The organism is Streptococcus sp. HF-2466 (genome assembly GCF_015594645.1).
Classification (GTDB): Bacteria; Bacillota; Bacilli; order Lactobacillales; family Streptococcaceae; genus Streptococcus; species Streptococcus anginosus.
The window spans coordinates 307,041-319,599 of sequence record NZ_JADNQU010000001.1 but is presented as its reverse complement, the minus strand read 5'-3'; the positions used below and the strand labels follow the sequence as shown (position 1 = coordinate 319,599).

Below are 12,559 nucleotides of genomic sequence, written 5' to 3'. Positions count from 1 at the left end.
CATGCATATTTTAATTGTACCGGATTCTTTTAAAGAAAGTTTATCAGCCCAAAGTGTTGCAGGGGCTATAAAAGCAGGATTTTCCAAGGCACTCCCTGAAGCAACATTTGACTTGCTACCCATTGGAGATGGTGGTGAGGGAACAATGGCAGCTTTGATTGCAGCCTTGCAGTTAGACACTTATACTCACATCGTAACTGGACCTTTCGGAGAACCTGTTTCGATGAAATATGCTCGAAAAGGTGATATCGCGCTCTTTGAAATGGCTGATTTGGTTGGTTTAGCCTCTATTTCGCCAGAAAAAAGAAATCCTCTGACCCTTGATACCAGAGGACTGGGAGAGTTAATTTTGTATCTAGCCAAGGAAGGTGTGCGGCAAATTTATATTGGCGTAGGGGGCTCTGCTACCAATGATGGTGGAATTGGAATGGCAGCTGGGCTGGGTTATGAATTTTTTGATAAAGACAATCATTTGCTTCAAGCAAAAGGTGCGTCTTTAGGTCGTGTGGCTCGCATTTCAGCTGATAATGTTCCTGCAATTTTGGAAAATCTGGACATTCAGATTTTGACAGATGTCACAAATCCTCTCTGTGGTGAAAATGGCGCCACGTACGTCTTTGGAGGGCAAAAAGGTTTGCCCGCTCTGCTATTTTCTCAAGTGGATCAGGCAATGGTGACTTTTTATAAACAGGCTAATCCAACAATTTTTTCGCTAGCTGGTGCAGGTGCCGGAGGAGGTATGGCGGCTGGTCTGGTGACATTTGCGCATGGAAAAATTGTTTCAGGAATTGATACTTGTCTTAACTTGCTTGATTTTGATAATCGTGTCAAAAGGGCTGATTTAGTCATCGTGGGTGAAGGACGAATGGATCAACAAAGTTTGGCAGGCAAAGCCCCGATTGGAGTGGCAAGAAGAACACCAAGGAATGTCCCCGTTATCGCTATTTGTGGGAGCCTAAGTGATGACTTACCTGCTTTTCCAGTAGAAAACATTCAAGCTGCTTTCCCAATCATTTCTCAAGTCGAACCTCTAGCTATTATTCTAGCCAAGGCAGAAGAAAATCTCATCCGAACAGCTCAAAATATTGGAAATCTATTAAAAATGAAAATATAAGATTTAACTCTATCGGCTGAATCTTGAGAAAGTGGAATTTGACCTATTTGCATTTTCGTTGAGGCGATTATCTCTATCACATCTGCCATTTTCGACTAATTTAATAAGGGATTAGAGCTAGTATTCTTTCACTTCCTTAATTTTTTCTTTTGTTGTCCAATCTCACTCCCATTTTTCTTTTTTTTATGATAAACTATATAAGAGGGGGTGTAGACATGATAAAGATATTTGGTCAGTTGCGCTATCATTGGCAACCAGATCTTTCTCTTCTAATCATTTATTGGTCTTTATCGGTCATTCCGATTTTTATAGGTTTTGCATTTTTATTTGAGAGTTCAGAAGTTCCGTTTTTAGTTCTTTTCTCTTTCTTTTTGTTCATGGTATTATTGGGGATTGGTGTACATAGATATTTTACGATATATGACAACGGGATTTTAAGAATTACTACGGCAAATCCATTTACACCTTCGAAGATTGAAATTTCAACAATTCGTAAAGTAGAAGTGACAAAAACTTCTATTACTCTTTTATTTGATGGCAAAGAAAAAGGCCGTACGTTTTGTATGCGTAAGTGGCCTAAGAAGTATTTTGTAAATGCTTTGGCTTTGAATGACCATTTTAAAGGTGAAGTTGAACTAATGGACAACTTCACCCACGTAGACTATTTTGAAACCTATTATGCTCATCCTAAAAAAACTACTCTTTCTTAAGAGCTTTTGTAGGACAGTTTTTGATAGCTTCAATAACATCAGGTGTTTCAGGAATTTCTTTTTCCAGAAGTTCATCTTCTTGATGAAATTTAACAATGCCATTGTCATGATAATCAAATAGTTCAGAATAAGTTTGGCAAAGCCCGCAGGCAATGCATCGTTCAGGAATGAGTGTAACTTTCATACTCATATTGTAATCGGAATTTTGAAAAAATACAAGGAGGAAGTCATGGCAAAGGAACCATGGGAAGAAGATATTTACGACAAGGGAGAAAAAGAATTGACGAGAAGTAAAAAAACGAGCGATGTAGTGGCCAATCGTGTGTTGACAATTTTAGCGGTTATTTTTTTCATCATGGTGATTACCATTGTAGGTATGATGATTTATTTATCAACTGGCGGAAGCAGCAAAAAAGCAGCAACACAGGGCTTTTATAATACTAAGGCTACCAGCAAACCAAGTGAAAGTTCTAGTGTTCCAGAGTCTTCTAAGGCAACAAGTGATAGCAGTCAAACGCAATCATCTGAAGGAACGCTTACTGTTCAAGCTGGAGAAGGGGAGGCGGCCATTGCTGCGCGTGCAGGGATTTCGATTGCTGAATTGGAGCGTTTAAATCCTTCTCATATGACAACGGGTGCTTGGTATGCCAATCCAGGTGATGTGGTGAAAATTCGATAGGAGTGTAGAATGAAACAAATTCAAATTGCCATTGATGGTCCGGCTTCAAGCGGAAAGTCAACGGTTGCTAAGATTATTGCGAAAGATTTCGACTACACTTACTTGGATACAGGCGCTATGTATCGTGCGGCGACTTACTTAGCTTTAAAGAATGATTTATCGGCAGAAAAGTGGTCTGAAATTGTCGCATTATTAGACACTTATCCAGTTAGTTTTGGGCGTGATAAAAATGGGGAGCAGCTTGTTTTTGTTGGAGATGTAGATGTGACGCATCCGATTCGTGAAAACGAAGTGACCAACAATGTCTCTTGGGTATCTGCAATTCCAGAAGTACGAGAAAAGTTGGTGGATTTACAGCGAGAAATTGCAGCTCAAGGTGGTATTGTCATGGACGGCCGTGACATTGGAACGGTTGTGCTACCTCATGCGGAATTAAAAATTTTTCTCGTAGCCTCAGTTGACGAAAGAGCTGAGCGCCGTTATAAAGAAAATCTTGAAAAAGGCATTCCGACGGACTTGGAAACTTTGAAAAAAGAAATTGCAGAGCGGGACTATAAAGACAGTCACCGAGCGGTTTCTCCTTTAAAACCAGCAGTTGATGCCATTCATTTTGATACAACGGGTATCGGAATTGCTGAAGTTGTGGCTTTTATCGAAGAAAAAGCTAAAAAAATCCTTGACAAATAATCTGAAACTTGATATTATATAAAAGTTGAGAAAAGCAGAAGTGAGAGCTTCTCGCCTTGCGACTAACGTTGTCTGGCTCTACGGATTAAGTTTCAGAGATGAAATACTATCATGTAGTGCGGGCTTGCGTTAGCAAGTCCGCTCTTGTTTTTCTCTAAAAATAAAAAAGAGGTGAAAACCATAGCAAAACAAGACTTATTCATCAATGATGAAATTCGTGTGCGTGAAGTTCGTTTGATCGGTCTTGATGGTGAGCAATTGGGCATTAAACCACTTAGCGAAGCACAAGCAATTGCTGACGATGCAAATGTGGACCTTGTTCTAATTCAACCACAAGCTAAACCGCCTGTTGCGAAAATTATGGACTACGGAAAGTTCAAATTTGAGTATCAGAAAAAACAAAAAGAACAACGCAAAAAGCAAAGTGTTGTTACCGTGAAAGAAGTTCGTCTCAGTCCAACGATTGACAAAGGTGACTTTGATACAAAACTTCGCAACGCACGCAAGTTCCTTGAAAAAGGAAATAAAGTGAAGATTTCTATTCGCTTTAAAGGGCGGATGATTACTCACAAAGAAATCGGAGCTAAAGTATTAGCCGACTTTGCTCAAGCAACGCAAGACATTGCGATTATTGAACAAAGAGCTAAAATGGATGGACGTCAAATGTTCATGCAATTAGCACCAATCCCTGACAAAAAGTAATTTGTCAGAAGTTAGAAAAAGGAGAAAAATATCATGCCAAAACAAAAAACACACCGCGCATCAGCTAAACGTTTCAAACGTACAGGTTCTGGTGGCTTGAAACGTTTCCGTGCTTACACTTCTCACCGTTTCCACGGAAAAACTAAAAAACAACGTCGTCATCTTCGTAAAGCAGCAATGGTGCATTCAGGAGATTTCAAACGTATCAAAGCAATGCTGACAGGTCTTAAATAAGAGATTTTGTAGCAGATTATTCTAGGAAATATTGGAGGAAATATAAATGGCACGTGTTAAAGGTGGCGTTGTATCACGCAAACGTCGTAAACGTATTTTAAAATTAGCTAAAGGTTACTATGGTGCAAAACATATCTTGTTCCGTACTGCAAAAGAACAAGTAATGAATTCTTACTACTATGCATACCGTGACCGTCGTCAAAAGAAACGTGATTTCCGCAAATTGTGGATTACACGTATCAATGCGGCAGCTCGTATGAATGGTTTGTCATACTCACAATTGATGCACGGTTTGAAATTGGCTGAAATTGAAGTAAACCGTAAAATGCTGGCTGACTTGGCTGTCAACGATGCAGCAGCTTTCACAGCTCTTGCAGATGCAGCTAAAGCAAAATTAGGTAAATAATGAAAATAGGCTGGGAGAATGTTTTCAGCCTTAAATCATACTGTGTCATAAAATAACGATGCAGTGGTTGATTGTTCAAAGTATAGCTTTGAAGTTGCAAGATAGAATTTGCGAAACAAGTCTCAAGACTGTTCGTTTTTCAAACTCAGCAACTTTACAGGAGTGGGATGGAACTAAATGCTATCTCACTCCTTATTTTTTTAGCTAAAACTGGAGAAAATTCGTGATTTAGGATATAATGGAAAAAAGCAAAGGAGGATGCTATGGCTTCTAAAATGTTGCATACTTGCTTGCGAGTGGAAAATCTAGAAAAATCTATTGCATTTTATGCAGATGCATTTGAATTTAAAGAATTACGGCGCAAGGACTTCCCAGAACATCAATTTACAATTGTTTATTTGGGACTTGACGGTGATGATTATGAGTTGGAATTAACTTATAATTATGGACACGGACCTTATGTGATTGGCGATGGTTTTGCTCATGTGGCTTTGAGTACGGCTGATTTGCTACAGCTTCACGCTGAACACACTGCTAAAGGATATGAGGTTACACAGCCAAATGGACTTCCTGGAACAAAGCCGAATTATTACTTTATTAAGGATCCGGATGGTTATAAAGTTGAAGTGATTCAAGAAAAAACTTTATAAGTTTGTAAATAATTGAAAATGAAAGGCTTGAAATTATTTTAGCCTTTTTTAGTAGGTAAAGTCTTTTTTAAACGAAAGAGACGAGGTAGAAAGGTAGTGTAGTGAAAAAAATACTTCTCATTGTCCTAAATGTCGCTTTTTTAATGATTATTATTTTTGGGAGTTTTCGGATTAGAAAATTATTGCAAGAAAGAAAATTAAATCGACAAATTTCACAAGTTCTGAAAAGGGCAGATACAAAATATCATTATGGTTCAGTACGAAAGCAGACAGGACGTGTAGGAAGTCAGCTCATTACGTCTTACTATCCATTAACAGAGAGTAAGCAAGATATTGGTGTTATTAAAGAGAAAATCAATGCCGATATTCAGAAATTTTCAGATAAACAAAGTCAAGCATCGCAATACGATAACCTTATTTTTTATGTGAGTCATTTTACAGAGACAAATTTTTCTGGAGTAAAGCAAGTTGACATCAAGCGAATCTCTTATCCAGTGTTGACTACGAAAGTTGGAAAGGCTAGAGAAGAGGTTTTGGACTCGCTTTACATGTTGTCTGACAATAAATTGTTTAGCTTAAATCGACTTTTTAAAAATGTTGAGCAAGCCAAAAAGTTATTGCTAGAAGAAATGCAGCAGAAAATCATCGCTCTTCATAAAACAGAAGGACAGAAGATTCTACAAGCATTTCAAACAAGAGATATCTCCCAATGGACATTCAGTTATGAAAAAGGAAAACTCAATCTATTTTATAAAAACAATGAGCGAGTTTCAAAGGTGGAAATCGCCTTACCAGCCTTATATGAGGTAATTGATGAGCATTATTTAAAGGAAGAGGATTTGGCAGCATATCAGTCCTATCAGGCTAAAAAACAGCAAAAATTAGTAGCTTTGACGTTTGACGATGGTCCCAATGCAGCGACGACACCGCAGGCTTTGGATATTTTAGCTAAATACCATGTCAAAGGAACTTTTTTCATGTTGGGGAAAAATATAGCTGGAAATGAGCAACTTGTCAAACGTGTTCATGATGAGGGGCATGAGATTGGCAATCATAGTTGGAGTCATCCACAATTACCAACTCTTGCTCTTGAGCAAGCAAAAAAACAGATTGAGGATACACAAGCAGCACTTCGGGCTGTTATCGGAGAGAGTCCAAAAATGATGCGTCCGCCTTATGGAGCTATCAACGATACAATCCGAAATGCTATTGACATGTCTTTCATCATGTGGAATGTGGATAGCTTGGATTGGAAAAATCGTAACACTGCGTCTATCATGGAGCAAGTGAAAAAGCAGACTTGTCCAGGATCAATCATTTTAATGCATGATATTCATCAAACAACCATTAATGCCTTGCCGAGTGTGATTGAATATTTGCAAAAGAATGGGTACACTTTGGTTACAGTTAGTGAACTTCTGAATCATCAATTGGAAGGACATCGGCTGTATTACGGTGCAAATTAGATAGAAAAAAAGGATAGAAATGATTGCTTCCTATCCTTTTTCTATACTCTTTTTATTTCACATAGAGTTCACGATTTTTTAAGATAATTTCTTGAACGTGGGCATATTTTTTTAGTGTTTTTAATTCTTCTGGGTGGCTGATGAATGTAATGACATAGCCCTCTTTGCCCATACGACCGGTTCGTCCGGCGCGGTGGGTATAGGTTTCAAAATCGCGAGGCAGGTCATAGTTGATGACACATTCGAGAGAATCAATGTCAATTCCTCTAGCTACCAAGTCAGTAGCAAGTAAGAGTGTGAGTTCGTCGTTTTTAAATTGCTCCAAGATGACTTTGCGGAATTTGACATTGACATCACTTGCCAGAGACACAGCTTGAATGTGACGATATTGTAGTTTTTCCTCAGCATTTCCTAAGTCTGAGAGGGCATTGAAAAAGACAAGGGCGCGAAATTCTGAGACATGAGCGAGCTTTCGCAAATATTCAACTTTGTCGCGCTGTTTAACTTGCATATAAAAATGTTGAATATTGTCAAGATGTTGATCTTCCAGTTTGATTTGGAGAGTATTTTCAGCAAGCTTGTCTTGGTCAAACTTAGCAGTCGCACTCATGTAAATCAATTGATGTTCACGTGGTACATAGTGAAGGATCTGCTGAACAAAATGATATTGCGAATCGCTAAGCAGTTGATCAAATTCATCCAGAATGATCGTATCGACAGTCATCATTTTGATTTTTTTTAGTTTAATCAATTCAAAAATGCGTCCTGGCGTCCCGATGAGAATTTCAGGGCCTTTTTTTAACCGTTCAATTTGTCGTTTTTGGCTGGAGCCAGATAGAAAGAGCTGAGCTGTTAAGCCAAGTAGTTCAGCCCATGTTTTGGTGACGTCGAAAATTTGTCCAGCTAGCTCAGTATTGGGAGCCAAGATAAGTAATTGCTGGGATTTCTTAGGCTTTAGTTTTAGAAGACTAGGAAAAAGATAGGCAAGTGTTTTTCCAGTTCCGGTAGGGCTTATCCCAAGGACATTTTCACCGTCTGTAATAGGTTGAAAGAGTTGTTCTTGAATGGGAGTTAAATACTCAAAGCCAAGTTTGGTAAGTTGGTTTTGCCAACTTTGAGGGAAATTAGTTGTTGTCATGATCAGCCTCAAATCTAATACCAGCATCTTGTCGCATGCTAAACAGAGTTTTATGCACGGCAGCAGCAGCGTCTAGCCAGTTTTGGTAAATTTCTTGTTTTATCTCACCGCTCAATACTTGAGCGAATTGTTTGGCTTCTTCAGCCATGGTGTGAGAAGAGCACGCAATTTCAAGAGTCTTTTTCTCTTTATTTAAATCTTGAAAAACAGCCGAAGTGATGAATTCAATCGAATTTAAGGTCAGTGTACCGTCTGTTGTATAAATTTCAGCAGGGAAAAAACTATTGATATTTTTTCCGGTTTGGATAGTCACTTGAAATTCTGGATAGATTAAGCTTCCTACTCCATTTAGATCGACAGTATTTGGTAATTGCTGAGCGGTGTAACAGGCATTTTCTGGTGCTCCAAAAAGTCGTATGGCTGCATAGACAGGATAAATGCCTAAGTCCATTAGAGCACCGCCTGAAAATTTCGCCGAAAAGACATTTGGTTCTTTTCCAGCTAGCAAGTTTGGCATTTTGGAAGAATACTTCGCATAGGTGAAATGCGCTCCAAGAATGGTTTTGTTTTTGAGAAACTCTGAAATGACGTCAAATGATTGCTCATGATAGTTTCGAGCCGCTTCAAAAATGTACACATGTTGTTCTTGAGCTAATGCTACCAATTCAGCCCATTCTTCTGGGCGTGAGACAGCAGGCTTTTCCACAATCACATGTTTGCCTGCTAAAACGGCAGCTTTTACTTGTGGGAAATGCAGAGAGTTGGGGCTTGCAATATAAATAATGTCTACATCACTAGTTAAAAAATCAGCCATATCTGTGTAGCAATCTACATTTTCATAATGACTGGCAAATGTTTGAGCAGCATGTATCGTCCGTGAATATACTGTAGTCAATTGGTACTCTTTTGTCGAATGAGCAGCCTTGACAAATTGGTGAACAATGTCTCCAGTTCCAATCGTTCCGAGTTTTAACATCGTTTTCTCCTTATTTTTTATCTTGTCATTTATTTTGATTTACCTCTTTCATTATATCATGATTTGTTGTAAAATAGATAAGATGATAAAAAATGGAGTGAATAATGCAAAATAGACCGATTATTATTGGCGTGACTGGTGGATCTGGTGGTGGTAAGACGAGTGTTTCAAGAGCCATTCTGTCAAATTTTCCAAATGAAAAGATTTCTATGATTGAGCATGATTCTTATTATAAGGATCAGTCACATTTGACGTTTGAAGAGCGGATTAAGACCAACTATGACCATCCTTTTGCTTTTGATACAGATTTGATGATTGCGCAAATCAAGGAATTATTGGCAGGACGTCCGGTAGATATTCCGACGTATGACTATACAGCTCATACACGCAGTGATAAAACCTATCGTCAAGACCCACAGGATGTCTTTATTGTAGAAGGAATTCTGGTTTTAGAGGACAAACGCTTACGTGATTTAATGGACATTAAGATTTTTGTTGATACAGATGATGATGTTCGAATCATTCGTCGGATTAAGCGAGATATGGATGAGCGTGGACGTAGTTTAGACAGTGTCATTGAGCAATATCTAGGTGTGGTAAAACCTATGTATCATCAATTTATTGAGCCTACGAAGCGCTATGCGGATGTGATTATTCCAGAAGGAGCTTCTAATACAGTAGCGATTGATTTGATTACAACGAAAATTGAAAAAATCTTGCAGGAAGCAAGAGAGCAATAGAAAGGAAGTCTAGTGAGGGAGTGCTAGACTTTTTAGGTGATGATGATAAATAATGTAAAAAGAAAAAGAGAATTTCATTCACGCTCGAAATTTTTTGCCTGTCTGCTGACTTTTTGTGCGGGATTTATTGATGCTTATACATTTATTGAAAGAGGCGGGACATTGGTTGCGGGCCAAACAGGAAACGTTGTTTTCTTGTCAGTTGAATTGATTCATCATGAGACAGGAGAAATAGAAGTGAAGTTGGCAACGATGCTGGCTTTTATGCTAGGCATTTTTGTGTTAACCATTTTCAAAAATAACTTTGAAAATTCTTTATGGCGCTTATCCAGCATTCTTCCACTGATTTTGGTTTGTGGGCTTACAGGATTTCTACCAGCAACCGTGTCCAATCTTTTCATTGTTCCGCCGATTGGTTTTTGTATGGGGTTGGTGGCAACAGCTTTTGGTGAAGTGGACGGCATTGTCTACAATAATTCTTTTATGACAGGCAATATCAAAAAAACAATGGTAGTTTTTGGTACTTATGTGCGGACAAAAGAAAAAACTTGCTTAGCAGAAGGCATTTTCTTCGTTGCTTTATTAGGAAGTTTTGTGACAGGAGCGATTGTTTCCACTTATTTGATACAATTTTATTTGTTGAAAACAATCTGGCTCGTAGCTATTATTTTACTAGCATTTTTAACTTTTAGAATGGTGCAATACATTCGCAGAAGATAAATTAAAACTGCAACTCAGCTTTGATGAGAGTTGCAGTTTTTGATAGAGTTATGGAATGTTAGTCTTTGTAAGAAACGATACCAATAATGGTATCAACAGCGCGTTCCATTGTTTGCAGACTGACATATTCAAAGCGTCCATGCATATTTTCACCGCCGGCAAAGATATTTGGTGTCGGAATGCCCATAAAGGAAATCTTTGAGCCGTCTGTTCCGCCACGAATAGGTTCGATAATCGGTTTGATGTCCAATTTTTCCATAACAGCCTTTGCAATATTGATAGGTGTCATGTCTTTTTCAATGACTTGACGCATATTGTAGTATTGATCTTTAAGTTCTAACTGAACACGTTCGCCTCCAAGCGTTGCATTCATCTTATCGGCAATAGAGCGCATCAGTTCTTTGCGTTGCTCAAAAGTTGCTGTGTCGAAGTCACGAATGATATAACTTGCTTTTGCTTCTTCAACAGTTCCTTCTACATTCATAAGGTGGTAGAAGCCCTCGTAGCCGTCTGTCAGCTCTGGGCGAGCACCGTCTGGCAATTGATTATGAAAGTCAATGGCTAATTGCAGAGCGTTAATCATTTGTCCTTTGGCAGTACCTGGGTGGACATTGCGTCCTTGGAAAGTAATGTCAGCTGCGGCTGCGCTAAAGGTTTCAAATTGAAGTTCACCGAGCGGTCCACCGTCAACTGTATAAGCAAAATCCACATCGAAATCTGCCGCATCAAACTTGTCAGCTCCGATACCGATTTCTTCATCTGGACCAAAGCCAACTCGAATTTCACAGTGCTTGATGTCAGGATGAGCTGTTAGATACTCAATCGCTGTCATGATTTCAGCAATACCTGATTTATCATCAGAGCCGAGAAGGGTTGTTCCATCAGTTGTAATCAAGGTTTGTCCCTTGTATTTTTTCAAACTAGCAAAATCAGCAGGGTCAAGATTAAAACCAGACTGCCCAAGCGGAATCACTTCACCATCATAATTTTCAATAATTTGTGGATTGACACCTTCTGCGTTGAAATCTGCGGTGTCCATGTGGGAAATGAGACCAATCTTGTGTGTGAAACTTGGGTCATTTGCAGGAAGAGTACCGATAGCGTAGCCATTTGGTAAATAATATACATTTTCCAAACCAACGCGTTTCATCTCAGGAATGAGGACGTTATTGGCGAAATCTACTTGGCTTTGTGTGCTTGGTGTTGTCGTAGAATGTTCATCTGAACGCGTATTTACTTTTACATAAGTCAAAAAACGTTCTAAAAGAGTAGGGTAGTTCATAACTTCTCCTTTTTGCATAGATGTAATTAGTGTATCATATTTTGAGAGGGAAGGCTATTTACAAATAGTGAAAGAATGACAATATATTTCAATAAAAATCATGAACTTGAAAAGAAGCTCATGATTCATTCTATCAGTTATTAAAAATAAACTTTTCAATAGCTGTGGCGACACCGTTCTCATCATTGGTATCTGTCACATAATTGGCTAGTTTTTTAACATAGTCGCTAGAATTGCCCATAGCCACGCCAAGACCTGCAAACTCTAGCATTTCAATGTCGTTGTTAGCATCACCAAGTGCCATAATTTCTTGAGGTTTAATCTCTAAATGTTGAGCTAATTGCTTAAGAGCTGTTGCTTTAGTAGTGCCTTTGGGCATAGCTTCGTAAATGACTGGTTGGGAACGAACGCCGCTGAAATGCTGGCAAATCTGGCTTGCAAATTGTTTTTCAAAGGTATCTAATTCATCAGGCTGGGCTAAAAACATAGCTTGAAATATAATATTTTTGCCGCTGATAGCTTCTTCGAGACTGATTTCTGTGGGGGTTGTAAAGACAAGGCTTGCGTCATAGGTGACTAGCTCACTCGGCTTTTCGTCTACTACTAAATAACGTTCTTCATCAAAAAGAGTCAACTGGGCAGGAGTTTGCTTGGAAATTTTATCCAAGTAAAGAATGTTTTCCACACTCAACTCTTTCCAAGCAACAAGCTTCCAATCCTTTGTTTGATGAGTGGAGCAGCCGTTATTGATAATGACATATTCATTATCTCCACTCAGTCCTAATTGTTCATAATAAGGTTTCACCCCGACTAGAGGGCGACCTGTACAAAGAACCAGCTTTACTCCATGTTCGACAGCTTGATGAATAGCTTGAATATGTGCTTGGGGAATTTCTTTTTGACTATTTAAAAGCGTGCCGTCCATGTCTAATGCGATTAGTTTAATCATAGCATTCTCGTTTCTGTAAATGTATTTATTTTTATTATAGCACAAATGAAACGGAATATGGCATGCCTTTTCAAGACTGGTAAAAGTCACCTTTCTTATGTTATAA

The 12,559-nt window shown here is 38.7% G+C and carries 16 protein-coding genes and 1 other annotated feature; of the genes, 11 read left to right on the top strand and 5 right to left on the bottom strand.

The genetic code is table 11. The annotated features are described in order from the left end of the window. The first annotated feature begins 1 nt into the window (after position 1). Complete coding sequence (locus IYQ91_RS01630; protein WP_195672872.1) at positions 2-1,114, top strand: glycerate kinase; 1,113 nt, start codon at positions 2-4, stop codon at positions 1,112-1,114. 215 nt (positions 1,115-1,329) lie between these two features. Continuing rightward, positions 1,330-1,824 (top strand): EbsA family protein, encoded by a 495-nt coding sequence (locus IYQ91_RS01625; RefSeq protein ID WP_057489621.1) that lies wholly within the window; start codon positions 1,330-1,332, stop codon positions 1,822-1,824. Here the strand turns inward: IYQ91_RS01625 and IYQ91_RS01620 are convergent. Then, positions 1,811-2,008 carry a ferredoxin gene (locus tag IYQ91_RS01620; protein ID WP_003032851.1) on the bottom strand — a complete coding sequence of 66 codons (198 nt, stop codon included), beginning with the start codon at positions 2,006-2,008 and terminating at the stop codon, positions 1,811-1,813. The genes IYQ91_RS01625 and IYQ91_RS01620 overlap by 14 nt on opposite strands. A gap of 45 nt (positions 2,009-2,053) precedes the next feature. Between IYQ91_RS01620 and IYQ91_RS01615 the strand changes: the two genes are divergently transcribed. The 7 genes from IYQ91_RS01615 (at position 2,054) to IYQ91_RS01585 (ending at position 6,648) form a co-directional block, all read left to right on the top strand. Beyond that, a complete protein-coding gene (locus IYQ91_RS01615; RefSeq protein ID WP_003032880.1) occupies positions 2,054-2,503 on the top strand; it encodes an SAG1386/EF1546 family surface-associated protein in 450 nt (149 codons plus the stop codon). 9 nt (positions 2,504-2,512) lie between these two features. Continuing rightward, on the top strand, positions 2,513-3,190 hold the full coding sequence (gene cmk / locus IYQ91_RS01610; protein ID WP_022527073.1) for a (d)CMP kinase: 678 nt from the start codon (positions 2,513-2,515) through the stop codon (positions 3,188-3,190). A gap of 26 nt (positions 3,191-3,216) precedes the next feature. Continuing rightward, positions 3,217-3,346 (top strand) — a sequence feature (ribosomal protein L20 leader region). Between the two features lie 15 nt (positions 3,347-3,361). Then, positions 3,362-3,892 (top strand): translation initiation factor IF-3, encoded by a 531-nt coding sequence (gene infC / locus IYQ91_RS01605; protein ID WP_195672871.1) that lies wholly within the window; start codon positions 3,362-3,364, stop codon positions 3,890-3,892. 33 nt (positions 3,893-3,925) lie between these two features. After that, a complete protein-coding gene (gene rpmI / locus IYQ91_RS01600) occupies positions 3,926-4,126 on the top strand; it encodes a 50S ribosomal protein L35 (RefSeq protein WP_003025048.1) in 201 nt (66 codons plus the stop codon). Positions 4,127-4,172: 46 nt separating this feature from the next. Continuing rightward, positions 4,173-4,532, top strand: coding sequence for a 50S ribosomal protein L20 (rplT, locus tag IYQ91_RS01595; RefSeq protein ID WP_000124834.1), 360 nt, complete (start codon positions 4,173-4,175; stop codon positions 4,530-4,532). Positions 4,533-4,795: 263 nt separating this feature from the next. Next, complete coding sequence (locus IYQ91_RS01590; RefSeq protein ID WP_195672870.1) at positions 4,796-5,182, top strand: VOC family protein; 387 nt, start codon at positions 4,796-4,798, stop codon at positions 5,180-5,182. 101 nt (positions 5,183-5,283) lie between these two features. Beyond that, positions 5,284-6,648 (top strand): polysaccharide deacetylase family protein, encoded by a 1,365-nt coding sequence (locus IYQ91_RS01585; protein ID WP_195672869.1) that lies wholly within the window; start codon positions 5,284-5,286, stop codon positions 6,646-6,648. A 52-nt stretch (positions 6,649-6,700) separates the two neighbouring features. On the opposite strand, the gene IYQ91_RS01580 is transcribed toward IYQ91_RS01585, so the two are convergent. Further along, positions 6,701-7,786 (bottom strand): DEAD/DEAH box helicase, encoded by a 1,086-nt coding sequence (locus tag IYQ91_RS01580; RefSeq protein ID WP_192876132.1) that lies wholly within the window; start codon positions 7,784-7,786, stop codon positions 6,701-6,703. Then, positions 7,773-8,762 carry a Gfo/Idh/MocA family protein gene (locus IYQ91_RS01575; RefSeq protein WP_195672868.1) on the bottom strand — a complete coding sequence of 330 codons (990 nt, stop codon included), beginning with the start codon at positions 8,760-8,762 and terminating at the stop codon, positions 7,773-7,775. The genes IYQ91_RS01580 and IYQ91_RS01575 overlap by 14 nt, the downstream gene beginning before the upstream one ends. 104 nt (positions 8,763-8,866) lie before the next feature. On the opposite strand from IYQ91_RS01575, the gene udk reads away from it, so the two are divergent. Both udk and IYQ91_RS01565 read left to right on the top strand, forming a co-directional pair. Next, positions 8,867-9,502: a uridine kinase gene (gene udk / locus IYQ91_RS01570; protein WP_049513421.1), complete on the top strand. Its 636-nt coding sequence runs from the start codon at positions 8,867-8,869 to the stop codon at positions 9,500-9,502. A 39-nt stretch (positions 9,503-9,541) separates the two neighbouring features. Then, positions 9,542-10,222: a YoaK family protein gene (locus tag IYQ91_RS01565; protein WP_195672997.1), complete on the top strand. Its 681-nt coding sequence runs from the start codon at positions 9,542-9,544 to the stop codon at positions 10,220-10,222. A gap of 58 nt (positions 10,223-10,280) precedes the next feature. Here IYQ91_RS01565 and pepT read toward each other — a convergent pair whose 3' ends face one another. Both pepT and IYQ91_RS01555 read right to left on the bottom strand, forming a co-directional pair. Beyond that, the gene (gene pepT / locus IYQ91_RS01560) at positions 10,281-11,504 is read right to left on the bottom strand and encodes a peptidase T (RefSeq protein ID WP_195672867.1); all 1,224 of its coding nucleotides are present in this window, start codon (positions 11,502-11,504) and stop codon (positions 10,281-10,283) included. A 133-nt stretch (positions 11,505-11,637) separates the two neighbouring features. Continuing rightward, the gene (locus IYQ91_RS01555) at positions 11,638-12,453 is read right to left on the bottom strand and encodes a Cof-type HAD-IIB family hydrolase (protein WP_195672866.1); all 816 of its coding nucleotides are present in this window, start codon (positions 12,451-12,453) and stop codon (positions 11,638-11,640) included. Between the last annotated feature and the right edge of the window lie 106 nt (positions 12,454-12,559).

Bases quoted from the DNA above. Each gene is read 5' to 3' on its own strand.
- IYQ91_RS01630 (WP_195672872.1), top strand. From the start codon at position 2: ATGCATATTTTAATTGTACCGGATTCTTTTAAAGAAAGTTTATCAGCC.
- IYQ91_RS01625 (WP_057489621.1), top strand. From the start codon at position 1,330: ATGATAAAGATATTTGGTCAGTTGCGCTATCATTGGCAACCAGATCTT.
- IYQ91_RS01620 (WP_003032851.1), bottom strand. From the start codon at position 2,008: ATGAAAGTTACACTCATTCCTGAACGATGCATTGCCTGCGGGCTTTGC.
- IYQ91_RS01615 (WP_003032880.1), top strand. From the start codon at position 2,054: ATGGCAAAGGAACCATGGGAAGAAGATATTTACGACAAGGGAGAAAAA.
- cmk (WP_022527073.1), top strand. From the start codon at position 2,513: ATGAAACAAATTCAAATTGCCATTGATGGTCCGGCTTCAAGCGGAAAG.
- rpmI (WP_003025048.1), top strand. From the start codon at position 3,926: ATGCCAAAACAAAAAACACACCGCGCATCAGCTAAACGTTTCAAACGT.
- rplT (WP_000124834.1), top strand. From the start codon at position 4,173: ATGGCACGTGTTAAAGGTGGCGTTGTATCACGCAAACGTCGTAAACGT.
- IYQ91_RS01590 (WP_195672870.1), top strand. From the start codon at position 4,796: ATGGCTTCTAAAATGTTGCATACTTGCTTGCGAGTGGAAAATCTAGAA.
- IYQ91_RS01580 (WP_192876132.1), bottom strand. From the start codon at position 7,786: ATGACAACAACTAATTTCCCTCAAAGTTGGCAAAACCAACTTACCAAA.
- IYQ91_RS01575 (WP_195672868.1), bottom strand. From the start codon at position 8,762: ATGTTAAAACTCGGAACGATTGGAACTGGAGACATTGTTCACCAATTT.
- udk (WP_049513421.1), top strand. From the start codon at position 8,867: ATGCAAAATAGACCGATTATTATTGGCGTGACTGGTGGATCTGGTGGT.
- IYQ91_RS01565 (WP_195672997.1), top strand. From the start codon at position 9,542: ATGATGATAAATAATGTAAAAAGAAAAAGAGAATTTCATTCACGCTCG.
- pepT (WP_195672867.1), bottom strand. From the start codon at position 11,504: ATGAACTACCCTACTCTTTTAGAACGTTTTTTGACTTATGTAAAAGTA.
- IYQ91_RS01555 (WP_195672866.1), bottom strand. From the start codon at position 12,453: ATGATTAAACTAATCGCATTAGACATGGACGGCACGCTTTTAAATAGT.